Origin of the sequence: Halopseudomonas sp. SMJS2 (assembly GCF_029866945.1) — a bacterium.
Lineage (GTDB): Bacteria > Pseudomonadota > Gammaproteobacteria > Pseudomonadales > Pseudomonadaceae > Halopseudomonas > Halopseudomonas bauzanensis.
Genome location: NZ_CP123445.1, coordinates 2321375 through 2344828, shown reverse-complemented (window position 1 = coordinate 2344828; position 23454 = coordinate 2321375). Strand labels below are relative to the sequence as shown.

At 61.6% G+C, this 23454-nt stretch carries 19 protein-coding genes and 1 pseudogene; 5 read left to right on the top strand and 15 right to left on the bottom strand.

The window, feature by feature from the left end; translation table 11 throughout:
* Positions 1-70 precede the first annotated feature (70 nt).
* Positions 71-787, top strand: coding sequence for an SIMPL domain-containing protein (locus QAO71_RS11090; protein WP_074778115.1), 717 nt, complete (start codon positions 71-73; stop codon positions 785-787).
* 103 nt (positions 788-890) lie between these two features.
* A complete protein-coding gene (locus QAO71_RS11085; protein ID WP_280164433.1) occupies positions 891-1754 on the top strand; it encodes an alpha/beta hydrolase in 864 nt (287 codons plus the stop codon).
* Between the two features lie 300 nt (positions 1755-2054).
* Here the strand turns inward: QAO71_RS11085 and QAO71_RS11080 are convergent, their stop codons facing one another.
* Genes QAO71_RS11080 through ectA form a run of 5 tightly spaced genes read right to left on the bottom strand, consistent with a single transcriptional unit; the run spans position 2055 to position 6683 of the window.
* Positions 2055-3485, bottom strand: a complete 1431-nt coding sequence (locus tag QAO71_RS11080) for an aspartate kinase (RefSeq protein ID WP_280164432.1) — start codon at positions 3483-3485, stop codon at positions 2055-2057.
* Between the two features lie 38 nt (positions 3486-3523).
* The gene (thpD, locus tag QAO71_RS11075; protein WP_348273409.1) at positions 3524-4432 is read right to left on the bottom strand and encodes an ectoine hydroxylase; all 909 of its coding nucleotides are present in this window, start codon (positions 4430-4432) and stop codon (positions 3524-3526) included.
* 33 nt (positions 4433-4465) lie between these two features.
* Positions 4466-4858, bottom strand: coding sequence for an ectoine synthase (locus tag QAO71_RS11070; RefSeq protein ID WP_074778121.1), 393 nt, complete (start codon positions 4856-4858; stop codon positions 4466-4468).
* Between the two features lie 14 nt (positions 4859-4872).
* Positions 4873-6159 carry a diaminobutyrate--2-oxoglutarate transaminase gene (gene ectB / locus QAO71_RS11065; RefSeq protein ID WP_280164430.1) on the bottom strand — a complete coding sequence of 429 codons (1287 nt, stop codon included), beginning with the start codon at positions 6157-6159 and terminating at the stop codon, positions 4873-4875.
* The gene (gene ectA, locus QAO71_RS11060; RefSeq protein ID WP_280164429.1) at positions 6156-6683 is read right to left on the bottom strand and encodes a diaminobutyrate acetyltransferase; all 528 of its coding nucleotides are present in this window, start codon (positions 6681-6683) and stop codon (positions 6156-6158) included. The genes ectB and ectA overlap by 4 nt, the downstream gene beginning before the upstream one ends.
* Positions 6684-7024: 341 nt before the next feature.
* Between ectA and speA the strand changes: the two genes are divergently transcribed.
* Entirely contained in the window at positions 7025-8941 is a 1917-nt protein-coding gene (gene speA / locus QAO71_RS11055; protein WP_280165679.1) for an arginine decarboxylase, read from the top strand.
* A 2-nt stretch (positions 8942-8943) separates the two neighbouring features.
* Here speA and ligB read toward each other — a convergent pair whose 3' ends face one another.
* From ligB to QAO71_RS11010, 9 genes are all read right to left on the bottom strand, one after another.
* On the bottom strand, positions 8944-10581 hold the full coding sequence (gene ligB / locus QAO71_RS11050) for an NAD-dependent DNA ligase LigB (protein WP_074778125.1): 1638 nt from the start codon (positions 10579-10581) through the stop codon (positions 8944-8946).
* A 180-nt stretch (positions 10582-10761) separates the two neighbouring features.
* Positions 10762-11415: a 7-cyano-7-deazaguanine/7-aminomethyl-7-deazaguanine transporter gene (locus tag QAO71_RS11045; protein WP_280164428.1), complete on the bottom strand. Its 654-nt coding sequence runs from the start codon at positions 11413-11415 to the stop codon at positions 10762-10764.
* A 165-nt stretch (positions 11416-11580) separates the two neighbouring features.
* Positions 11581-12549, bottom strand: coding sequence for an alpha/beta hydrolase (locus QAO71_RS11040; protein WP_280164427.1), 969 nt, complete (start codon positions 12547-12549; stop codon positions 11581-11583).
* Between the two features lie 128 nt (positions 12550-12677).
* Complete coding sequence (locus QAO71_RS11035) at positions 12678-13115, bottom strand: hypothetical protein (RefSeq protein WP_280164426.1); 438 nt, start codon at positions 13113-13115, stop codon at positions 12678-12680.
* Positions 13116-13144: 29 nt separating this feature from the next.
* On the bottom strand, positions 13145-14521 hold the full coding sequence (locus QAO71_RS11030) for an efflux transporter outer membrane subunit (RefSeq protein ID WP_063607980.1): 1377 nt from the start codon (positions 14519-14521) through the stop codon (positions 13145-13147).
* Positions 14511-16460 (bottom strand): MacB family efflux pump subunit, encoded by a 1950-nt coding sequence (locus QAO71_RS11025; protein ID WP_036988829.1) that lies wholly within the window; start codon positions 16458-16460, stop codon positions 14511-14513. The genes QAO71_RS11030 and QAO71_RS11025 overlap by 11 nt, the downstream gene beginning before the upstream one ends.
* Positions 16460-17617: an efflux RND transporter periplasmic adaptor subunit gene (locus tag QAO71_RS11020; RefSeq protein WP_280164425.1), complete on the bottom strand. Its 1158-nt coding sequence runs from the start codon at positions 17615-17617 to the stop codon at positions 16460-16462. Before QAO71_RS11020 ends, QAO71_RS11025 begins: the two co-directional genes overlap by 1 nt.
* A gap of 103 nt (positions 17618-17720) precedes the next feature.
* Entirely contained in the window at positions 17721-19103 is a 1383-nt protein-coding gene (locus QAO71_RS11015; RefSeq protein WP_036988833.1) for a sigma-54 dependent transcriptional regulator, read from the bottom strand.
* Positions 19100-20593, bottom strand: coding sequence for a HAMP domain-containing sensor histidine kinase (locus QAO71_RS11010; RefSeq protein WP_051610731.1), 1494 nt, complete (start codon positions 20591-20593; stop codon positions 19100-19102). The genes QAO71_RS11015 and QAO71_RS11010 overlap by 4 nt, the downstream gene beginning before the upstream one ends.
* Before the next feature lie 193 nt (positions 20594-20786).
* On the opposite strand from QAO71_RS11010, the gene QAO71_RS11005 reads away from it, so the two are divergent.
* The gene (locus tag QAO71_RS11005; protein WP_280164424.1) at positions 20787-21170 is read left to right on the top strand and encodes a DUF4168 domain-containing protein; all 384 of its coding nucleotides are present in this window, start codon (positions 20787-20789) and stop codon (positions 21168-21170) included.
* 112 nt (positions 21171-21282) lie between these two features.
* On the opposite strand, the gene QAO71_RS11000 is transcribed toward QAO71_RS11005, so the two are convergent.
* Positions 21283-22185, bottom strand: a complete 903-nt coding sequence (locus QAO71_RS11000; protein WP_136869668.1) for a LysR substrate-binding domain-containing protein — start codon at positions 22183-22185, stop codon at positions 21283-21285.
* 103 nt (positions 22186-22288) lie between these two features.
* Between QAO71_RS11000 and QAO71_RS10995 the strand changes: the two are divergent.
* Positions 22289-23399: pseudogene (locus tag QAO71_RS10995) on the top strand (S-(hydroxymethyl)glutathione dehydrogenase/class III alcohol dehydrogenase).
* The last annotated feature ends 55 nt before the right edge of the window (positions 23400-23454 follow it).

The following is a 23454-nucleotide window of genomic DNA, read 5'->3' as shown; positions in this document are numbered from 1 at the left end:
GAGGGTTGTGTACGGATACCGGGGGCAGGTATAAGCATAGAGCTGGTACGCAAACGACAGGAGCGGGCTGATGACTGACAGTTCACGGGTTTCATTCTTCGCGGTAGTGGCGGCGGCCTTGTTGGCGCTGGCGTTGGCCTTTATGGCGGTAAGCATCAAGACCGGTCTGCTGCAGTTTCGCGATGCCGACCGGGTGGTCAGCGTCAAGGGACTGGCCGAGCGTACCGTGGAGGCGGATCTGGCCCTGTGGCCGATCAACTTCACCGTGATGGGCGACAGCCTGGATGTGCTGCAGGGCGATATCGAAACCCAGCAGGACCTGATCCGCTCCTTCCTGTTGCTCAAGGGCTTCGCCGAAGACGATCTGCAACTGTCGATGCCCAAGATCACCGACCAGCACGCCAACCTCTACGGCTCGAACATGCCGCCGCAGCGCTACCGGGCGGAAGTGACCGTGCTGGTGCGTACCGCGGATATCGACCGGGTCAAGAGCGGCATGCAAAGCGTCGGTGATCTGGTCAAATCCGGCGTGGCGCTGACCCAGAGCTACGAGCACCAGCCGCAATTCATCTTCACCCAGCTCAACTCCATCAAGCCGGACATGATCGCACTGGCTACCCAGGAAGCGCGGGCCGCGGCGGATCAGTTCGCCCGGGATGCCGGCGCCGAGGTGGGCAGTATTCGTCGCGCCTCCCAGGGCTATTTCTCGATCGAGGATGTCGACCCCTACACCCCCGAAACCAAGAAGGTCCGCGTGGTGACCAGCGTGGACTATATCCTGCGCTGAATTTGCCACGTGATCCATGGCATCAATAAGCGCAGCGGGAGCCTGACAGACGGGCGCCTGCGTAATAGACTGGCCTGTCCTGTTTCCAGTAAGTGGTCTGTCGATGACGTTGTTGCCCTGGTCCCATTCCTGTTCCGCCGGTTTCACTCTGCGAGGCTGGCATAGCCCACCTAGCGGCAAGCCGCTGCTGCACTTCATCCATGGCAACGGGTTCTGTTGCCGCACCTACGAGCCGATGCTGGCATTGTTGGCCGAACATTTCGACCTGTGGCTGTGCGATATGCAAGGCCATGGCGACAGCGACCATGGTGACGCTTTTGTCGGCTGGAATCGCAATGCGGAACTGGCTGTTGAAGCCTTCGTCGCTGGCAAGCCGGTTTTCGGCGCCGTGCCGCGCTTTGCGCTGGGGCACAGTTTTGGCGGGGTGATGACCAGCCTGATCCTGGCGGCGCACCCGCAGCTGTTTCAGCGAGCGGTACTGTTGGACCCGGTGCTGTTTCCCCAGCAGGAAATGTTCAAGCGCCGGCTGTTGGGGCGGTTCGTGCGTAATCCGCTGGTTGAGGCGACCCGCAAACGCCGCAGCCAATGGCCGGATCGGCAGACAGCATTCGACAAGTTGCAGGGGCGGGGTATTTTCCATGGCTGGGAAGATGCCGCGTTGCGTGCCCATGTCGAGCATGCGTTGCGCGATGAGCCGGAGCAGGGCGTGGTACTCAAATGTGCGCCTACCCGCGAGGCCGAGATATTCGAGTCTGCACCCAGCGGATTGTGGCGTTCCCTGGGCAAGATCCAGACCCCGATGCGCCTGATTCATGGCGACCAGACCTATCCCTTCGTGCAGCAGTCCGCCGCACGTCTGTCAGCCTCGAACCCGCACGTGACGGTCGAGCAATTGCCCGGTGGGCATTGTTTCATGCAGGAGAATGGCGAACTGACGGCGCAGCGGGTGTTGGCGTTCTTGTTGTGAGGGGGCGGTAGGCTCAGGTACGAGCTGGTGCTCGAACCTCCCAGGGGAAGGCGACGGCGTCACGATCATAGCTAACCGCAGTGGGTCTGCCCCTCAGCCACTCCACAGTCCAAAAACGTGCTAGGCAGTTGCCCTTGGCGAACTGTGTGCGGCCAGGGCAGGCCGCACACGAGCGCCATGGATGGCAAGGGTGCGTGTTCGCCAAGGGCAACTGCCCAGCACCGTCGGCACCGAGCGTGCCTCGGAAAACACCGCAGTTACCCGGACATGCCAGCGGCGTCGCCACCGCTGGGCACGGTGTCAGGCTGCGACTATCACATCCCCGTGGTTCTCCGGCTCGATCAGCGCCTGGTGCAGGGCGACGACGGCGGCGTCATAGTCTTCCTCATTGATGATGCACTGCATCTCCACCTGGCGGATCGACTGGTGAATGGCCTGGATGCTGATGTCGGCCTTGGCCAGCGCTGCCACGGTCTTGGCCAGGATGCCCTTGACCTTGAGGTCGGAACCGATGGCCGAGACGATGGCGATATTGTGCAGATGCACTTCGGCCATCGGGTAACGTTCCTTGATCAGGCGGATGGCGCGGGTCAGCGCCTTGCGTGAGCCTGAAGTGTAGTAAGTGATGCTGTTGGCATCGGAGTCCTTGTTCACCACATACAGCTTCAGTTGCTTGAGCAGGCGGGTGATCTCGATGTCGTAACCGACATCGCCGAGCATTTCCTGGTCGAATACTTCCAGCCCGAACACATCCTTGCGCCCGGCGATGATCTCCACGCAGGGCTTCTCGCTGCAGTAATTCTGGCTGATGGTGGTGCCGCCATGATCCGGCTCGAAGGCATTCTTGATGCGCAGCTGAATGCCGGCCCGGCGCAGGGTGCGTGCCGCCTTGGGATGGATCGCCTCCATGCCCAGGTTGGACAGCTGGTCGGCGACGTCATAGTTGGTGCGTCCGATGGTGACCACCTTGTCGACGCCCACCTGGTTCGGGTCGGCGCTGGACAGGTGATACTCCTTGTGGATGATGGCCTCGCCGGCGCCAGTGCTGGCGGCGATCTGGGCGAAGGTGATTTCGCTGTAACCACGGTCGAAGGTGCTCATCAGCCCTTCGCTGCAATGGGCGTAACCAGTGGCGACCACCAGCTCGCGGCTGAAGTCGATGCCGGCAAAGCTGTCGGCGATCATGTCCTGGAACGCCTTGGGTTCACTCTGGTTCCAGCCGGTCAGGTCGACCAGACGGGCATTGACGCCGTTCTTCTTCAGTGCCAGCACGGTATTGAATGCGCTGTGGGCTTCGCCAAGAGAGGCGAGCATCTCGCGCACCTTCATCAGTTGCCCGTCGAGCTGGAAATGCCCGTAGGAGCACAGCTGTTGCAGGTTCAACATGCAATCGCGGGCGTCGTTGATGCGACCGGTAATGAAACGGTCGGCCGCCTGACGCTCATATTCACTGGTGAACAGCTCGGCGTTCTTCGCCAGCATGCTGGTGCGCACCTGCTCCAGGGTTTCCAGCCAGGCGTCTTCGCTATGGGCATCAGCGAACCGTTCATACACGCCGGGCTCGCCGCTTTTCTTGTGTTCCAGCAGCAGGTTGGTCATGCCGCCATAGGCGGAGACCACGAAGATGCGGTTGTACAAGGCACCGTTGCGACGCTGACCAATGAAAAGAGTGTTCAGTACTTCATCGAAGCGGCTCATCGATGTGCCGCCGATTTTCTCTACTGTATGCATAATCCCGGGTTCTTTTATTGAATGAATGTCGTCCCTGCTCACGAATACTGCTGAGGACCTATATCCAGCGGTTCGACGGGGCCGCGTTCGGCGACGAAGTCGGGGCGTGGTGGCATGCCGTCAAACGGCGAGGTCGGCCGGTTGCCGATATGGTTGTAGACGAAGAACAGATTGCTGCGTGGACTGGGAGCGATGTTGCTGTTGGACCCGTGCAGGGTATTGCAGTCGAACAACACGACGCTGCCAGCCATGCCGGTGGCCTGGGCGATGCCGCCCTGATTGACCAGCGAGCTGAGGCTGCCGTCATCCGGAATACCGAACTCCTGCCGGCGCAAGGATTTCTCGTAATGGTTTTCCGGGGTCTGGCCGACGCAACCGATATAGTGCTTGTGCGAGCCGGGGATCAGCATCAGCGGGCCGTTCCACGGATGGTTGTCGGTCAACAGCACCGAGCAACTGATGGTGCGCATGCGTGGCAGACCATCCTCGGTGTGCCAGGTCTCGAAGTCGGAGTGCCAGTAGAACTCCTTGCCCTTGAAACCCGGCTTGAAGTTGAGTCTGGACTGGTGCACATAAATATCACCATCCAGCAGAAAGCGAGCCAATCCGGCGGTGCGCTCGTCCTGGGCGACCCGGGCGAACAGCGGATTGCTGCGGTGAATGGCGAATACCGAGCGCAATGCGCCGCTGTCGGGTTCGCGAATGGCTGCAGGTGATTCCAGCACCTCTGGAGCGTGGCTCATGCGTTCAAGCTCCTGCTTGAATACCGCCACCTCCGCTGCAGAGAAGACTTCCGGCAGGACCAGGAAACCGTCGCGCTCGAAGCGCGACAGTTGCTCTGTGGTCAGCGGGGCATTGTGCGGATCTTCCCGGTAGAGCACCGGGTCGATTCGGGGTTGCCAGCTGGGTGCGTTGTGCTGGCGTGACGGGTAAAGGTCAGCTTGCACGGTAGACATTTTTTCTCCTGATGTTGCGGCCTCTCAGGGACTAAGATCAGCGGGATAGACGCCGTTCTCGTCGTGTACTTCCCGGCCGGTCAGAGGCGGGTTGAACACGCAGGCCATTTTCATATCTTCGGTGCCGCCGCGCAGCATGTGCTCATCGTGCTGATCGAGCAGATACAGGGTGCCTGGTTCGATCTTGTAGACCTTGCCATCGGAGAGCGTTTCGATCTCGCCATTACCGCTCATGCAGTACACCGACTCTAGATGGTTCTGATACCAGATATGTGTTTCGGTTCCGGCGTAAATGGTGGTGATGTTGAAGGAAAAGCCCATCTTGTCTTCCTTCAGGATCATCCGGGTGCTGTCCCAGGTTTCGGTAACGACTTTGCGTTCGGATGCTTCACAGTCTTTCAGGTTGCGTACGATCATGTATTTCGAATTCCTCAGGATGCTTGGTTCTTGACGTCGGCAGTCATCACGGCGGCGAAAGCCTGCTCGAGGATGTCCATGGCCTGGGTGATCTGCTGTTCGCTGATGATCAGCGGGCACAGACATTTGACCACTTGGCTGTGGTTGCCGCTGGTCTCGATGATCAGACCACGGTCAAAGGCTTCGCGGCAGATGGCTGCGGCGGTGTCGCCATCCGGGCAGCTGATGCCGATCATCATGCCGCGCCCCTTGACGAACAGGGAATCGGGGCCGTGACGGCGAACGATCTTCTGCATGCGCTCACGGATCAGGTTGCCCTTGGCCTTGACGCTGGTGGCGAACTCTTCGTTGGTCCAGAAGTGCTCCAGCGCGGCGGCGGCGGTGACGAAAGCGTGGTTATTGCCACGGAACGTACCGTTGTGCTCACCGGGCTCCCACTGGTCCAGCTCGCGCCGCATGACTACCACGGCGAACGGCAGGCCAAAGCCGCTGAGCGACTTGGACAGGGTAATGATGTCCGGCTTGATGCCCATTTCCTCGAAGCTGAAGAAGGTGCCGGTACGACCGCAGCCGGCCTGGATGTCATCGACGATCAGCAGCATGTCGTGTTTGCGGCAGAGCTTTTCCAGTTTGCGCATCCAGTCGGCGGACGCGGCGTTGAGGCCACCTTCGCCCTGGACCACTTCGACGATCACGGCAGCGGGCTTGTCCACACCGCTGCTGGGGTCGCTGAGCAGTTTGTCCATCATCGAGATGGTGTTGACCTTGTCACCGAAGTAGTTGGCATAGGGCATGCGGCTGACGTCGGTCAGCGGCACGCCGGCGGCGCCACGGTGATGCTGATTGCCGGTGGCCGCCAGGGCGCCTACGGTGCAGCCATGGAAGCCATTGGTGAAGCTGATGACATTACTGCGACCGGTGACTTTGCGCGCCAGTTTCAGTGCCGCTTCCACCGAGTTGCTACCGGTCGGGCCGCTGAATTGCACGACATAGTCGCCCAACTTGCGCGGCTCAAGGATGACGCGGTGGAAGGTTTCGAGGAAACGCTCCTTGGCCGCCGAGTACATGTCCAGGCCATGGGTCAGGCCGTCATGCTCAAGATATTCGATCAGGGCCTTCTTCAGCACCGGGTGGTTGTGCCCGTAGTTCAGGGTGCCGGCGCCCGCCAGGAAGTCGATATAGGATTTGCCTTCGCGGGTGATCAGCTCGGCACCGCGGGCCTGGTCGAAAATGACCGGAAAGGAACGGCAGTAGCTGCGAATACCGGATTCGTGTTGTTCGAACTGTTGGAAAGTGTTCATGCAGTCTCCTGGGTATCAAGTTTGACTGGTAAGGCAAAGGGACCGGCGCGATACAGCACTTCGTCATCATGCTGGCCGTTGAAATGGTTGGCCCGGCTGAACAGCACCTCGGTGCTGGCGGTTACGTCCAACTGGCGAAAGGCTTTGGCGAACAGCGCTTCGGAGGCGCTGTTACCGGGGGAAATAGTGGTTTCCAGCCAGCGAACACCTTCGGCGGCAGTGCGCTCGAGCAAGCCCATCAGCATGGCGATGCCCAGACCCTGGCCGCGCATGCTGCTATCCACTGCGACCTGCCAGACGAACAGCGTGTCGGGGCGCTCGGGAGGTCGGTAGCCGGAGATAAAGCCGACCAGTTCGCCCTGAAGGTTGTCAGCAGCGATAGAGGTGGCGGAAAAGTGAGAGCACTGCAGGAGGTTGCAATAGACCGAATTGGTATCCAGTGGCGGGCAGCGCTCGATCAACTGGTTGAGTGCGTGGCCGTCGGTGGCAACCGGACGGCGCAGCGAGAATGTGGTGGAAGACATCGTTTCCTGATATTTACTTGTAAATTCATTTTTATAATAAACACATCCAAAAAAAGATCACAACCGGCCATTCCTGTGGCTTGCGTGCCATTTGGTATGCCGTGGCAATATTTACAGGTGTTATATATTTGTCACAAATGACGCCCTGGCCCCGATGCTGCAAGCGTTACGGCGGGTTGCCGCTGCGCGACTCCAAGGCGTCCTGATGGATGCTTTTTTCAATTGGATTTTTTCTGCAATAAAGAGTGAATCCGGGGCCGGAACGGGTTCGTTTTACGACTCGCGGGGAGAAACTGGTTTATTCTGGGGTCCATTGCACAGTTCCCAAGGAGTCTTTCATGGTGTCATCGCGGCGTTCGCGTAAAGAGGATGCTTCCGCCTGGACGGTCGCAGACAGTCGAAGTGTCTATGGCATCCGCCATTGGGGCGCGGGTTATTTCAATGCCAGTGAGCAGGGCAATGTCGAAGTGCGGCCCCGGCCCGGGATTGAGCAACCGATTGACCTGCATGAACTGGTGGCCCAGCTGCGTGACAGCGGCTTGGATCTGCCGTTGCTGGTGCGCTTTCCAGACATTCTGCAGGACCGCGTGCGGCAGCTGACCGGTGCTTTCGAGCAGAACATCGCCGAGTTGGATTACGCGAACGGCTACACGGCGCTGTTCCCGATCAAGGTCAATCAACAGGAGGCGGTGGTAAAGAACATCATCGCCACTGAACATGTTCCCATTGGTCTGGAGGCCGGCTCCAAACCGGAACTGATGGCGGTCCTGGCGATGGCGCCCAAGGGCGGCACCATCGTCTGTAATGGCTATAAGGATCGGGAATTCATCCGCTTGGCGCTGCTGGGGCAGAAGCTCGGGCATAACGTCTTCATCGTTATCGAGAAGGAATCCGAAGTCACCCTGGTGATTGAGGAGGCTGCGCGCCTGGAGCTGACGCCCCAAGTCGGACTGCGTGTGCGGTTGTCCTCGCTGACATCCAGCAAATGGGCTGATACCGGCGGCGAGAAGTCCAAGTTCGGCTTGTCGGCGGCGCAGTTGCTGCGGGTGATCGAGCAGTTCCGCGGGGCGGGGCTTGAGGCCGGGGTACGGCTGCTGCATTTCCACATGGGCTCGCAGATTGCCAACCTGGCTGACTATCAACACGGATTTCGTGAGGCGATTCGCTACTTCGGTGAACTGCGGGCGTTGGGTTTGCCGGTGGACCATATCGATGTCGGCGGCGGATTGGGGGTGGACTACGACGGTACCCACTCACGCAACGCCAGTTCAATCAATTATGACGTGTCCGAATATGCCCGCACGGTGGTATCAATGCTGCGCGAATTCTGTGATGAGCAGGGCCTGCCGCACCCGCATATCTTTTCCGAAAGCGGACGGGCGATGACCGCCCATCACGCGGTGCTGGTAGTGCAGGTGACTGATGTCGAGCGGCACAACGATACGGTACCGCCAATCGACGATCTGGATGAGCTGCCGCAGGTGGTACGTGATCTGGTCGGATTGTTGGGGCAGACCGATATCGAGATGGTCACCGAAACCTACTGGCGGGCGACCCACTACATGAGTGATGTAGCCGGCCAGTATGCCGAGGGCAAGGTCTCGTTATCGCAGAAGGCGCTGGCCGAGCAATGCTATTTTGCGCTGTGCAACCGACTGCACGCGTTGCTCAAGGCGCGTCAGCGGTCACACCGCCAGGTGTTGGACGAGCTGAACGACAAGATGGCGGACAAGTACATCTGCAACTTCTCGGTATTCCAGAGCCTGCCGGATACCTGGGCCATCGATCAGGTGCTACCGATCGTGCCGATCAACCGTCTGGATGAGGAACCCCTGCGCCGCGCGGTGCTGCAGGACCTGACCTGTGACTCCGACGGCAAGATCCGCCATTACGTGGACGAGCAGAGCATCGAGAGCAGCCTGCCGGTGCATGAGCTGCGCGAGGGCGAGGATTATCTGCTGGGCATCTTCATGGTGGGTGCCTACCAGGAGATTCTCGGTGACATGCACAACCTGTTCGGTGATACCGATTCGGTGAATGTCTACCAACTGGCTGACGGTCGGGTGGTACACGGTGGGGTCGAGACCCATGACACCATCGAAGACATGCTGCGCTATGTGCATTTCGAACCGGAAGAACTCATGGCCCGCTACCGCGACAAGGTTGCCAGCGCGCGGCTGAGCGCGGCAGAGCGGGCGCACTATCTGGATATCCTGCGGTTGGGGCTGACGCGGTCGTCTTATCTGGGAGGCAGTTGAGATCAGCCGCTCACCGCGAAGCCATGAACTCCCGCTGCGGCTAATCTAGCCCGCAGCGACTCTACCTGTGGATGATTGAAAAAGGCCACCAGCTGCCGCGCGCGATGCGGCCCGATGCCGGGTTGGGTTTCCCAATCCTGCTGCGTGCGAGCCGCCAGAACTGTCCATTGCTCAGGCAATACCGCATCGCCGCTGGGCGGCATGCTCAACGCTCGCAACCACTGGAGAAAGCCGCGTTCGGTGGCCGGTTGCAACAGCCCGGCCAATTGATTCCCACAGGTTGGTGGCAGCGCCCGGGTATCAAGCCAATCCAGCATGCCAGTCAGCGCCCCGGTATTGAGCAGGCATTGCCAGGTGCCAGGCCCGACGCCCCTCAGATCCAGCCCGTTGGCGCTGCTCAGCCACTCCAGCCGGGCCAGGAACTGGTCGCGGCAGCCATCCTCCGATGTCCAGCAACTCAGCGGGTGATAACGCGTCGGGTCCGGCACGTTCACTGTCGTGCGGTCGGTCGTGCGGATGATTACTTCTTCCAGCTGCGGAATGGTCTGGCCAGACAAGCGGATCGATATCCGATCTCCGGGCAATACATCCAACGCTCGCCAACGTTGCAGCGAGCCGGCGCTGACACGGCGGATACGGCGGTCATCCAGTTCCACCGGGTCCAGTTGCAGCACGGGGGTGATGCGGCCGCTGCGACCGATACCGAACTCGATATCTCGCACCCGGGCCAGCGCCCGCTGCGGCGGGTGTTTCCAGGCAACGGCCCAATAAGGTGTCTCGGCCTGCCAGTCGGAGGCGGATGGGCGCTGACTCTGACGCAGCACCACGCCATCGGTGGCGAAGGGCAGGGGAGTGCTGAACCAGTGTTGGCGCTGAGTCTGGGCGCTGCGCAGATCCGTGATCGGCAGGGTATAGCGGGCGGTATCCAGCCCGGCTCTGGTCATCTGGGCAAGGCGTTCGGTCATCTGTGCCGGGCCGTCGGGCCAGTCCCAGACGAACAGGCCGATGTCCGCCAGCTCATCATCGGCCAGCTGTTGGCGATTCATCAAACCAGCGATACGGCTACGGGCGCCGGCGCCGCCATCGCGGGATTGGACGTGGTTGGATAATCGCCAGTACAGCTCGCCCTGCAATACCAGATCGATAGATTGCGGCCATCGCTGCAGGACGGCGGGCAGGCGTTGCACGGTCGTGGTCCAGTCTTCACCCTGCCAGCCATCACCGCGGCTGGTGGCGCGCACCAGGCGCCCTTGGTGATACTCCAGGGTGACGGCTACGCCGTCGACCTTGGGTTGTATCCAGAGGTCAGTGCGGGGTTTTATCCAGTCGGCGGTCTCGGCCTGGGTATGGACCTTGGCCAGGCCGGTCTGCGGTACTGCATGGCCCTGCTTGCCGGCCCGCGGCCGATACGCTGGCGACGGGGCCGGTGAGCAGGACTGCCAACGTCGCAGTTGCAACAGCGCCTGGTCGTAGATGTCATCCGGCACCTGCGAGTGGCCCTGTTCGTGGTAGGCCTGATCCCAATGCTGGACCTGCTCGGCAAGCGCTGTAATGTCAGCTTTGGCCGGTAGGTCGGCGCAATCTGCATTGGCCAGGCGGGTAGCCAGGTAGAGGCCGATGGTTATCCATATGCGCAACATGACTGCATCCCTGCTGATTGATCAGCGCGCAATGTGACGGGCAGGGTTGGGGCAGGCAAGTCACCCATGCCGAAAGTGTGGAAGAGGTGGCATTTCCGGTGCCATCGGGCCCACAAGGTACGAGCTGGTTGCTCGAACCTCCCAGGAAAACGAACCTCGGCCAGCGGTGAGCTGAGCTCGTCAGACGGTCGCGGTCTGCCGCCCGGCCAGCAGCCGCAGGATGGCATTCAGCAGCAAACCATACAGCGGGACAAACAGCATGATGCTGATGACCACCTTGGTGGCGTAGTCGACTGCTGCGATCTCCACCCAGTTGGCGGCCATGAATTCGTTGGTGCTGCGCCAAAAGGCCACCGAGAAGAACACAAAAGTATCGATCAGGTTGCCGGCGATCATCGCTGCGCTGGGTGCGACCCACCACTGCGGGAGCTTGCGCAGACGGTCGAACACTTGAATATCCAGCAGTTGGCCCACCACATAGGCAAGGAAGCTCGCCACCGAGATGCGCAGGACAAATGAGTTGAGCTGGGCCAGCGCATCGAGCCCGCGGAACGCACCTTCCTGAAACAGCACCGAGAACACATAGGAGACCACCAATGCCGGCAGCATGACCCGGGCGATCACCCGGCGCGCAGCCGCTTTGCCGAGCAGGCGTACGGTCAGGTCGGTTGCCAGGAAGATGAACGGAAAGCTGAAGGCGCCCCAGGTGGTATGCAGGCCGAACAGGGAGATCGGCAACTGAACCAGATAGTTGCTGGCGATGATGATCAGAATATGGAATACGATCAGGCAGGACAGAGCCATGCGCAGCCGCGAAAGGGATGCCGGAATCATATGTCACCTTTTTGAATGATGGGGTTAGGGAACCCATGCCGCCGGAATGACGACGGCGCGCACTATACCGGATTGAAGGCGGGAAGAGCCAGCCTGCTGGTCGGTTGGTGGCTATATATCTCCTGGGAGCATCGATCGCGATCGACACTCCAAGAGTCACATATATCAGGGCGCTTCGTGATACTCCCGTTGCAGAAACGCCAGCAGCAGCGGGTTCACTTCTTCCGGCTTCTGGCTTTGTACCCAGTGGCCGCAGCGCTCGATTACATGCTGCTCGACCTTGGGCACGACCTGGGGCATGCGTTCGATGGTGATGGTTTCCAGTTTGGCGACCGGGTCGCGGTCGCCGATGATGAACAGGGCCGGTTGCTGCACTTGCTTGCCGGCCAGCTCGGCGGTGCGCTCCCAGTTGCGCTCGTAGTTGCGATACCAGTTCAGCGGACCATGGAAACCATTGTCGATATAGGTTTCCACATAGACATCGAAGGCCTCTGGCGGACACCAGGTCGGCGGTACTTCTGGGTCGGTGTAATCATCCAGCCAGCGCGAATCGGCCGGTTTGTCCGAGATCAAGCCGTTGCCGGCGGCGGGACGACCATGCATCAGGGTGCGCAGGGTGCGGGGAATATCGGCTTCCAGTTCGGCCTCGGCCGGGCCGGGCTCCTGGAAGTAGAGAATATAGAGAAACTTGTCCTTGAAGCGCTCGCGCATCCGCTCGATAGCTGGGCGTTTCGGTCTGCCACCGAAGGGCACCGACATGCCACACACCACCTTGACCCGTTCCGGTTCGTACAACGCCAGATACCAGGCGATATTGGCGCCCCAGTCGTGGCCGACCATGGCGACCTGCTGATGGCCGAAGTGGTCCATCGCCGCCTGGATGTCGCCGCACAGAGTGGGAATGTCATAGGCCTCAATGGCGGCCGGTGCACTGCTGCGACCGTAGCCGCGCATCTCGGGGGCGAAAGCCCGGTAACCGGCATCGGCCAGGGCCTGCATCTGATGGCGCCAGGAATACCAGCATTCGGGAAAACCATGCAGCAGCCAGACGGGTTGTCCATGCTCCGGCCCAGCGACATGCACGCTGAGCTGGATATCATTGACGTCCAGAATATGTTGTTCGGTTTGCAGCATGGGGTACGCTCTCCATTTCTGTTTTACCCCACTATGGCAAATTCACCGGGCGCTGGCTGCTGTATTGGCAGGAGAAATAATGTACGGATGGCCCCGCTTATTGTGGCAGCGGGAAAAGCAGAGCGGATTCAGTACCCTGCGGCCAGATGAAATTGTGCGCCTTCGGCTTCCATCGGCCGCAAGCAGCTTTCGCAGAACATCAGGGCCTCGAGCAACTGCCGCTGATTGGCACCGGATACCTCCCGCGGCCGGTTGCGCTGCAGGTGGCCGCTGAGCGCTTCGAGGGTGGTCATGCCGGTACTGATGGGATACCACGCCATGTCCTCGATGCTCCAGGGCAGGCCGGTTTCCGGATCCTGCTGTGGAGGTGTGGTGTCCTTGAGCAACTGGGCCGCCTCCTGAAACTCCAGCGCAGTAAGGTCGACGAACTGGCTCAGCGGGGTAACGCCGAGCGTTCGGCACAGCGCATCCAGCCCCTGCAGATGCTCCGCCAGTTGCCGCAGAACGGTACTGTGAAGCTGGAAGTGACGCTGGTCCAGAGTGGCGAGACGCAGGACGGCTGACAAGGAACTCTCCCGATGATGATCCAGGAGGGCTAGCTTACCGGGACATCCTGCCAGCCGCCACCCAATGCCCGGTACAGATCCACTGTCGCCAGCAGCCAGGCGGCGCGTTGCTGGACCAGGCTGTCCTGACTCTGGAAATAGGAGCGCTGGGTGTCGAGCAGGTTCTGCAGGTCGATGGCACCGGCCTTGTAGCGGGCCTGGGCCAATTCAAAGGCCAGTTCTGATTCGGCGGTAGCTGCCTGCTGCAGCTGATACTGCCGGCGCGCCTGCTGCAACGCACCAAGGGCAGTATCGGCATCGATCAACGCATCGAGAATTGCCCGTTGATAGCCGATCAGCGACTCCTGTTGGCTGGCTTCGCTGATCTCGACCTGGGCACGCAGGCGGCCGCCATCGAAGATGGGCTGGGTCAGCCCGGCGGCCAGGCTCCAAGGGTTCAACGGATTGCTGACCAGGTCGGACAGCGCCGAGCTCTGGGCGCCGTAGCTGCCGGTGAGCTGGATACTCGGATAAAGCGCGGCCCGGGCTGCGGTCAGGTTGGCGTTGGCGGCCAGCAGTCGTTGTTCGCTGGCGCGGATGTCCGGGCGGCGATTGAGCAGCTCGGATGGCAGGCCGGCGCCGGGCTCGGGTACGGCGATGTCGTCCATGGTGGGCAGCGCACCGAGCGTAAAGTCCGGCCCTTGGCCCAGCAACAGCGCCAGGCTGTTGCGCAACTGCAAGGTCTGCTGTTCCAGCGCGGGCAGGTTGGCACGCAGCTGGGCGACCAGGGCGCGCTGTTGGCTGACCGCCAGGCTGTCATCGGCGCCGTAGCGGTAGCGCGCTTCGACGATATTCAATACTTGCTCGGCCGCGGCCAGGTTGTCTCGTGCCAACTGCAGGCGCGCCTGGTTCTCCACCAGTTGGAACCAACTGCTGGCCACGCTGGCATCGGTAGTGATGGCCAGCGCCTCCAGATCGTAGCGACTGGCGTTGAGGTTGGCAGCGGCGGCTTCAACGGCGGCGCGGTTGCGGCCCCAGAAGTCGATTTCGTAGCTGGCGTTCAGGCTGGCATTGAAACCGCTGCTCACATCTCCATCACCACTGTTGCCGCCACGGCGGCCACTGGCACTGCCGTCAATGCTCGGTAGCAGGGCGGCGCCGCTCTGGCGCAACTGCGCGTCAGCTTGCAGCAGGCGGGTCGCGGCGCTGGCCAGGTCCAGGTTGCCGACCCGTGCCTGGGCCATCAGCTGGGACAGCTGCGGCGCATCATACTGGGACCACCAGCGCGCTTCGGGCCAGACCGAGGAGTCTGCTGCCTGATTCCATTGTGCCGGTGCCTGCAGGCCGGTCTGCGGCACGGGTGTGTTGAGGCTGCAACCGGCCAGCAAGATGGCGAGGGTAAGGGGAATGAATTGTCTAGTCCGCACTGAGGGCCACCACTGGATCAAGATGGGCTGCCTTGTGGGCAGGCATGAAACCGAAAATCAGACCGGTCGCGAAGGCGCAGCCGAAGGCCAGCAGCACCGGGCCGGCGGTGAACTGGATCGGCGTGCCGAAGTATTGCAGCATGCTGGCAAAGCCCAGGCCGGTAACCACGCCAATGGCGCCGCCAATGGCCGAGACCACCATGGCCTCGACGATGAACTGCTGGAGGATGTTGCGGGTGCGCGCCCCGGTGGCCATGCGGATGCCGATCTCCCGGGTGCGCTCGGACACATTCACCAGCATGATATTCATTACACCGATGCCGCCGACCAACAGGGAAATGGCGGCGATCGAGCCCAGTAGCACGGTAAAGGTATCCTGGGTGCTGGCGATGTTTTCCAGCAGCGAGGCCATATTGCGGATCTGGAAATCCTCGATACCCGAATGATTGGCCATCACCGCCTGGCGGACCGCTTCCTGGGTGGCGTCGGACAGGCTCAGATCCTCGATCAGCACGCTGATGCTGCTCAGATGGCGAGAGCCGATCAGCCGGTTGCTGGCGGTATTCAGCGGCACGAACACCACGTCGTCCTGATCCTGGCCCCAGGGGGTGGCGCCTTTCTCCTGCATCACGCCGATGATCAGAAAGGGCACGTTGCGGATCAGCATGTACTGGCCCAGCGGATCGGCATCGCCATAGAGGTTGGTGGCGACGGTCTGGCCGATCACCGCGACGGCGGCGTAGCGACGGTTGTCATCGTCATTGAGGAACACCCCCGAGGCCACCGGCCAGCTCTTGGCCAGCGGGTAATCAGCGGTGGTACCGGTGATCTGGGTCTGCGCGTCGGTGTTGCCCGCGCGTACCGTAGCCCGCGTATCGGCTTCGGGCACTGCGGCAACCACGTTGTCCACTCGCGCGGCGACGATGGCATCCTCCGGCGTCAACGTGTTGGTGGTGCCGTCCGCCGAACGCCGGGTATTCGGTGCGCCGGGGCGAATCAGCAGCAGGTTGGTGCCCATGTCGCTGATGCGCTCGACTACATCCTGACGCGCGCCGTTGCCCACCGCCAGCATGACCACCACCGAGGCTACACCGATAACGATGCCCAGCAGGGTCAACACCGTGCGGAACAAGTTGGCTTTCAGGGCGCGCAGGGCCATGCGCACTGCCTCGTTGATATCGCCGAAAGCGGCCAAGCCCTGTTGGCGAGCGGGGCGGGGCGGTGGCGCCTCGACTTGCTCGGCCGGGCTCGGTTTGCGCCCGCTGTCATGAATGATGCGGCCGTCACGGATCTCGATCAGGCGGTCGGCATGGCTGGCGACTTCGCGATCGTGGGTGATGACGATTACCGTCTTGCCCCGGGCATGCAGGTCCTTGAGCAACTGCAGGACGTCATGACCGCTCTTGCTGTCGAGTGCGCCGGTGGGCTCATCAGCCAGCAGGATGCGCGCGTCGTTCATCAGCGCCCGGGCGATGGAAACGCGCTGCTGCTGGCCGCCGGACAGCTGATTGGGACGGTTCTGCAGCCGCTCGCCAAGCCCCAGGCTGGTAAGCAGTTCCTCGGCGCGGGCATGGCGCGCCTCCCGTGGCAGGCCGGCATAAATGGCGGGTACTTCCACGTTCTCGGTGGCATTGGCCGAGGAAATCAGGTGGTAGCTCTGGAAAATGAAACCGAAGGTGCGGCTGCGCAGGCTGGCCAACTGGTCGCTATCCAGCTCGGCAATATCCTCGCCTTCGAACAGGTAACGGCCGGTGGTGGGTTGGTCCAGGCAGCCGAGCAGGTGCATCAGGGTCGACTTGCCGGAGCCGGAGGCGCCCATGATGGCGACGAACTCGCCGGCATGGATATCCAGGGTGACGTCATGCAGCACGGTAGTCGACAGCTCGCCGTTGCGGTAGGTGCGGCCGATGCCTTCGAGGCGGATCAAGGGAGTGTTCATCAGAACCTCGGCCGGCGCTGGCTGCGCTCAGCAGGCGGAGCGCTGCTGCCGCCAGCGATGACGATCTCGTCGCCTTCCTCAAGCCCTTCCAGCACCTCGGCGCTGACCCGAGTCATGGTGCCTACGCTGATGACGCGGGGCTGCGGCTCGCCATTTTCCAGCACCTGTACACGGTAGCGCTGGTCTGCGCCGGCGCCCGGGCGGCGCTCCACTGGCTTGAGCGCGGATACCGGGATGGTCAGCACATTGTCCGCCGCGGCCTTGACGAAGAACACCTGGGCGCTCATCTGTGGCAGCAGTTTGCCGTCCGGGTTGGGCACGTCGAACAGGGCGTTGAACAGCACCACGTTGTTGACGATTTCCGGGGTCGGCAAAATCTGTCGCAGCACGCCTTCGCGGCGTACATCGGGCTGACCGAGGGTGGTGAACCACACCGGCATGCCCACCTGCAGCTGGGTGATGTCCGCCTCCGACACCTGGGTACGCACGGTCATGGTACTCAGGTCGGCAATCTGCACGATGATCGGCGCGGTCTGGTTGGCGTTGAGGGTCTGGCCCTGGTTGGCCAGTTGGTCGACCACGGTGCCAGTCATGGGCGCATAGATACGGGTGTAGCTGAGGTCGGCGCGGGCTTCCTTGAGCTGGGATTCCAGTTGGCGGATCTGCGCCTTGAGCGCGGCAATCTGCGCGGTGGCCGAGCGCAGGGTGGCATCGGCCTGTTCCACGGATTCCTGGCTGGTGGCGTCGAGCTTTATCAGGTTACGCTGGCGCTCGGCCTGCAGCCGGGCCAGTACCTGGGTGGCTTCGCGGTCGGCGAGCTGGGCCTGGAGGTTTTCCAACTGGGCCTCGGTGGCCTCGACCTTGGCCAGGTAAATGGTCGCGTCGATCTCGGCCAGCAACTGGCCTTCTTCGACCTGTTCACCTTCTTCTACATGCAGCTTCTCCAGCTGACCGGAGACCTGGGTGCCGACATCCACATAGTTGAGCGGCTCCAGGGTGCCCAGGGCGGTGACGCTGTCTTCGATATCACCGCGTTCGACCGGTGCCGTGACCAACTCCGGTCCCTTGCTATCCGGCGCCAGCCAGAAAAACCAGAGCAATGCGACCACTCCCGCCAGGACGGCGAACAGCCACAGGAAACGCCTGGAAGATGACATAGTGATTCCTTGAATACGATCGGGGGGCAATGGCGCACAGTTTACCGAGGCGCAGTGTCAATCGGGGCAGCGGCTGGGTAAAGAAACTGTAAAGCTGGTGCACTCACTCCAGCCAGCGATACAGCGTGCGCCGGGTGATACCCAGGATGTCGGCGGCGCGGCGTTTGTTGCCGCCGGTGGCCTGGACTACCTGATGGATGTACTGACGCTGGACGGTTTCCAGGGTCGGCATGCCCTCCGGGTCGCCGCTGGCTGGAGGCGGCGTTGCTGGTCCGCGGGTGGTTGGGGAGGGGAGCGGTTGGCCAGCGGGCTGCTCGCAGATGCGCTGCGGCAAATGGCGCACCTCGATCAGTGGGGTATCGCAGAAGGTGGCGGCGCGCTCCACGGCGTTCTGCAGCTCGCGCACGTTACCGGGGAAAGCGTAGCGTTGCAGCATGGCCAGCGCCTCGTCGCTGAAGCCCTTGATGCGGCGCTGCTGGCGGGCGTTGAAACGGGTCAGGAAGAACTCCGCCAGGCGCTGGACATCCTCGCCCCGGGCGCGCAGCGGGGGGACTTGCAGGGCGAAGGTTTCCAGTCGGTAGAACAGGTCCTCGCGGAAACTGCCGTCGGCGACGGCTTCGGTCAGGTTGCGATTGGTGGCGCCGATGATGCGCACGTCGAGCTGGATTTCATGATCGCTGCCCACCGGCCGCACCTTGCCGTCCTGCAGTACTCGCAGCAGTTTGGCCTGCAGCGCCAGGGGCATTTCGCCCAACTCGTCGAGCAGCAAGGTGCCGCCGTCCGCCTGCTGGAACAAGCCGGCGCGCTGGTTGCGCGCGCCGGTGAAGGCGCCGGCGGCATGACCGAAGAACTCGCTTTCCATCAGTTCGCTGGGAATACCGCCGCAGTTGACCACCATATAAGGGCCATCGCGACGGCTGCTTTGATCATGCAGGGCCCGGGCCACCAGTTCCTTGCCGGTGCCGCTCTCACCCTGCACCAGTACCGGCCCATCGGCGGAGGCGATCTGGCGAATGTGATGGAACAGCTGCTGCATGGCTGGGCTCTGGCCGATAATGCCGTTGAACTGTTCGACAGCCAGCAGGCTGCGGTAATGCCGGACCTCATTGCGCAGGCGCCGGTTTTCCAGCAGGCGGTTGACTGTCAGCAGGAAATGATCCATTTCCAGTGGCTTGGTCAGGAAGTCGTCGGCACCGGCCTGTAACGCCTTGACCGCCTGCTGTACCGAGCCGAAGGCGGTGATGATCAACACCGCCGGCGGCACATCGCACTGAGCCAGCGCCGGCAACAGGCTGAGGCCGTCAGCGCCCGGCAACCGCAGATCACTGATCAGCAGATCGGGCGTCTGGCTGCGTAACATTTGCAGCCCCTGTTCGGCGTCGCCGCAAGCGGTAACCTGGTAACCCTCCGCTTCCAGTTCTTCCTGCAGGAGTTCGCGCAAACCGCGGTCGTCCTCGACCAGTAATATATGTTCGCTTTGGTTCATGACGGCATCTCCGTTGCGCTCGGGGCGAGGGGCAGGGTAAGGCAGGCGGCGCAGCCACCTTCGGTGCGATTGGTCAGTTTCAGGCTGCCACCGTGCTCTTCGGCGACCGCCTGAACGATGGCCAGTCCGAGTCCCGTGCCCTCGCCGGGTGATTTGGTGGTGAAGAAGGGTTCGAGCAACATTTCCAGCGGGCGATCCGCTGGCAGCCCCGGGCCGTCATCAGTAACGCAAATCGTCAGTTGCTGTTCATCCGCGGTTACCTGGATACCGATCTGGCTGGCGGACGCCTGCAGGGCATTGCGCAGCAGATTCAGCAACGCCAGTTCGAGGCGGCCAGCGTCGGCGCAGAACACCGGCAGCGCTGTGGGAATATCTGGGACTAAAGTACGTTCGGCGGCTTCCAACTCGGGGCGCATGGCTTCGATCGCGCTTTCGATCAGTAGCGCCGGGGTCAGGTCCCGCGGCTGGGTCGCCGCCGGTCGGCAGTAATCCAGCAGTTGCCGTACGGTACGGGTCAGGCGCCCGACCTGACTGCGGATGCCCTCGACATTGCGCAGTTGCTGTTCATCCAGGTTGCCCGAACGTTCCAGGCGCCGGGCGCGGCCATCGATCACGCTCAATGGCGCGCCCAGCTCATGGGCGATGCCGCGGGCCATGCTGCCGATGGCGACCATCTTTTCATTGTCCTTGAGCCGTGCCACCAGTTGGGTTTCCGCGGCGCGGTGCTCGTCCAGATCCCGGTGCGCCTGTTCAATACTGTCGAGCATCTGATTCAGCCCGCGGGCGATGCTGGCGACCTCGTTGGGGCCTTCCAGGGCGGCGCGGTGTGACAGGTCGCCCCGGGCGACCCGGTCCATATGGGCGAGCAATTTATCCACGTGACGACCGACCCCGCCGTAATGGCCGAGCAGCACACCGGCCAGGATGACCAGGCTGAACAGCCCCCAGATCAGCCAGGCAATGATGGTCAGCTGTTGCAGGGCATGGCCGAAATCGCTGGCCCGCCGGGTGATCTGGATCAGCCCCTGGATCTGCCCGACGTTATCGAACAGCGGCAGGAAGTGGGAAAACAGGCTGCGCCCGGCGACCCGGCTGAAGGCTTCCTGGCCTTCGCCGGTGGTGCGGATGCGGTCGGGAATGGTGGTGCGGGTCAGGTCGGTCTCGGTGATGCCGGCCGACGCGATGCGATTGCCATCCACATCGAATACCGAGGCGCCGTAGACCTCACCCAGTACGAATACCGAGCCCAGCGCCAGCTCCACCGCCTGCATATCGCCTTTATTCAGTGCACTACCCACCGGAATACTGATGGCGCGGCCGATCAGTTCCAGATCATTCTTCAGCCGTTGTTCCTGAAACTCGCTGGCCTGTCCCAGCCCGAAGCGAATGCCCAGGGCGCTGAGCAGCACTATCGGCAAGATGACGAACAGCAACAGGGTGCGTTGCAGACCATTGATGCGAAGCCGGGTTTGGAAAGGGGCTGTGTTCATTTTTGACCGGGTATTTTTTGCTCATGTGCAGTATGTATACATTTATTGGCGCGTTGGGTACAGCGATGGATCAATCCTGGTAATTTCCGAAATAGATAATTTACTTATATATCAATTGCTTATTTTGATTTTGGGAAGGCTGGCACGGATAATGGATTGATTCCGTTACTTTCAACTGAAGGAGAAGCACCTCATGAACAATCTCAAGACACTGACCGCCGCCATCGCTTTTGCCACCTTCGGGATCGGCGCTCCTGCTGTCATGGCCCAGGCCGGAGGCGCTCCCGCTCAGCAGCAGTATGAACAAGGTCAGCCGGCTGCTGCGTCGATCAGCGATGAGAACCTGGAGAAATTCGTAGAAGCCGATGCCGAAGTGGCCGAGCTGCGTGACGAGTTTTCCGAGAAGCTGAGCAAGGCTGAAGACCAGGAAGAAGCGCAGAAACTGCAGCTTGAAGCCCAGGAAAAAATGGTCGAAGCCGTACAGGATGCCGATCTGGACGTACCCACCTACAACGAGATCGCTACCCGCATGCAGACTGACCCGGAACTGCAGCAGCGCGTTGAAAGCCTGAAATAAGGCAGCGCAGCGGTAACAAAGGGAGCCTTCGGGCTCCCTTTTCTATTGTCGGTTCCGCTGCTGGTGGAACCCACTCCCACACAACCTCCCACAACCGATTCCTGCCTCTCAATCACTCGGGCTGTTGATACTCCACCCGCTGCTCCAGTCCACTTTTCAGATGGTCGACCAGTTTCCTGACCTTAGGGGATAGATGGCGCTGTTGGGGATAGAGCGCCCAGACGGCGGTATGTGGCGGCTGGTGTTGCGTCAGCAACGAGCGCAATGCGCCGCTGCGCAGATGCTCCTGCACATAATAGTCGGGTAGTTGACACAGGCCGAAGCCGCGCAGCGCTGCGTCCAATACCGCGCGACCACTGTTGCAGCGCCAGTTGCCCTGAATACGCACCGGTATTTCGCGACCGGACTCGAGAAAGGTCCAGGTATCGGTGCTGCCGATCAGGCAGTTGTGGCGGGGCAGTTCGGACAGGCTGTGGGGCGCGCCATGGTGGTCAAGATAAGCGGGCGCTGCGCAGAGAAACATGCGCCGAGGTGCCAGCCGGGTGGCTACCAGGCGAGAGTCCTGCAGCCGCCCGAGGCGGATGGCCAGATCGAACTGGCCATGCAGCAGATCGACAGTCTGGTTGGTCAGGGCCATCTCGATGCGCAGTTGCGGATACTGCTGCATGAACTCGTTGACCAGCGGCATGATGAATTCCTCGCCATAGGCTACCGAACAGGTCATGCGCAGCAACCCCTTGGGCTCGCTGGAAAGGTCGGTGACCGCCTGGATAGCTTCGTCCCGCGCATCCTGCAGGTGCTGGCAATGCTGCAGGAAGGTTCGCCCGGCCTCGGTCAGGGTGACCCGGCGGGTGCTGCGATAGAACAGCCGGGTCTGCAGGCGATCTTCCAGCCGGGCTATCTGCCGACTGATATGGGAGGAGGAAACGCCGAGCCGTTGCGCCGCGCCGCTGAAGTGCCCCAGCTCGGCCACGCAGACGAATTCGTCCAGTCCGCTCCAACGACTCATAATGATTATCCCTGTATGGCAATAATGTTTTGTCTGGCGGTCTATTATCCACGCCTGGCTGGTCTACTACACTCCATTTCGTCATTCATTCATCTGGACGGAGATTCCCATGATCAAATCCCGCGCTGCTGTGGCGTTCGAAGCAGGCAAACCCCTGGAAATTGTTGAAGTCGATGTGGCGCCACCGAAGGCCGGCGAGGTACTGGTGCGCATCGTCGCTACCGGCGTTTGCCACACGGATGCCTTCACCTTGTCCGGCGATGATCCGGAAGGTGTGTTTCCGGCGATTCTCGGCCACGAGGGTGGTGGTATTGTCGAAGCGGTGGGCGAAGGTGTCACCTCGCTGGCCGTGGGCGATCACGTCATCCCGCTGTATACCGCCGAGTGCCGCGAGTGCAAGTTCTGCAAGTCCGGCAAGACCAACCTGTGCAGCTCGGTGCGCGAGACCCAGGGCAAGGGTCTGATGCCTGACGGCACCACCCGCTTCTCCTACCAGGGCAAGCCGATCTATCACTACATGGGCTGCTCGACCTTCTCCGAGTACACCGTGCTGCCGGAAGTATCGCTCGCTAAAATCCAGCCAGAGGCGCCGCTTGAAGAAGTCTGCCTGCTCGGCTGCGGCGTCACTACCGGCATCGGTGCGGTGCTCAATACTGCCAAGGTGGAGGCCGGTTCCTCGGTGGCGATCTTCGGTCTGGGCGGTATCGGTCTGGCGGCGATTATCGGCGCGAAGATGGCCGGCGCCAGCCGTATCATCGCGGTCGATATCAACCCCGACAAATTCGATAAGGCCCGCGAGCTGGGTGCTACCGAGTTCGTCAACCCGAAGGATCATGAACAGCCGATCCAACAGGTGATCGTCGAGATGACCGACGGCGGCGTGGATTACTCCTTCGAGTGCGTCGGCAATGTGAACCTGATGCGCGCGGCGCTGGAGTGTTGCCACAAGGGCTGGGGCGAATCCACCATCATTGGTGTGGCCGGCGCGCCAGGAGATCAGCACTCGTCCCTTCCAGCTGGTTACCGGCCGGGTCTGGCGCGGCAGTGCCTTCGGTGGCGTGAAAGGCCGTACCGAGCTGCCAGGTTATGTGGAGAAAGCGCAGAAGGGCGAGATCCCGCTGAATGCCTTCATCACCCATACCATGGGCCTGGAAGATATCAACAAGGCGTTTGACCTGATGCACGAAGGCAAGAGCATTCGTTCGGTTATCCATTTCTGAGCCGATGGGTGTCGAGTTCCATCTCGACACCCGCCTGGATCATTTTCAACGATTA

Bases quoted from the DNA above. Each gene is read 5' to 3' on its own strand.
- QAO71_RS11040 (WP_280164427.1), bottom strand. From the start codon at position 12,549: ATGCTGCAAACCGAACAACATATTCTGGACGTCAATGATATCCAGCTC.
- ligB (WP_074778125.1), bottom strand. From the start codon at position 10,581: ATGTTGCGCATATGGATAACCATCGGCCTCTACCTGGCTACCCGCCTG.
- QAO71_RS11015 (WP_036988833.1), bottom strand. From the start codon at position 19,103: ATGAACCAAAGCGAACATATATTACTGGTCGAGGACGACCGCGGTTTG.
- ectB (WP_280164430.1), bottom strand. From the start codon at position 6,159: ATGAACACTTTCCAACAGTTCGAACAACACGAATCCGGTATTCGCAGC.
- QAO71_RS11045 (WP_280164428.1), bottom strand. From the start codon at position 11,415: ATGATTCCGGCATCCCTTTCGCGGCTGCGCATGGCTCTGTCCTGCCTG.
- QAO71_RS11080 (WP_280164432.1), bottom strand. From the start codon at position 3,485: ATGCATACAGTAGAGAAAATCGGCGGCACATCGATGAGCCGCTTCGAT.
- QAO71_RS11010 (WP_051610731.1), bottom strand. From the start codon at position 20,593: ATGAACACAGCCCCTTTCCAAACCCGGCTTCGCATCAATGGTCTGCAA.
- QAO71_RS11090 (WP_074778115.1), top strand. From the start codon at position 71: ATGACTGACAGTTCACGGGTTTCATTCTTCGCGGTAGTGGCGGCGGCC.
- QAO71_RS11005 (WP_280164424.1), top strand. From the start codon at position 20,787: ATGAACAATCTCAAGACACTGACCGCCGCCATCGCTTTTGCCACCTTC.
- QAO71_RS11025 (WP_036988829.1), bottom strand. From the start codon at position 16,460: ATGAACACTCCCTTGATCCGCCTCGAAGGCATCGGCCGCACCTACCGC.
- QAO71_RS11020 (WP_280164425.1), bottom strand. From the start codon at position 17,617: ATGTCATCTTCCAGGCGTTTCCTGTGGCTGTTCGCCGTCCTGGCGGGA.
- ectA (WP_280164429.1), bottom strand. From the start codon at position 6,683: ATGTCTTCCACCACATTCTCGCTGCGCCGTCCGGTTGCCACCGACGGC.
- QAO71_RS11070 (WP_074778121.1), bottom strand. From the start codon at position 4,858: ATGATCGTACGCAACCTGAAAGACTGTGAAGCATCCGAACGCAAAGTC.
- QAO71_RS11085 (WP_280164433.1), top strand. From the start codon at position 891: ATGACGTTGTTGCCCTGGTCCCATTCCTGTTCCGCCGGTTTCACTCTG.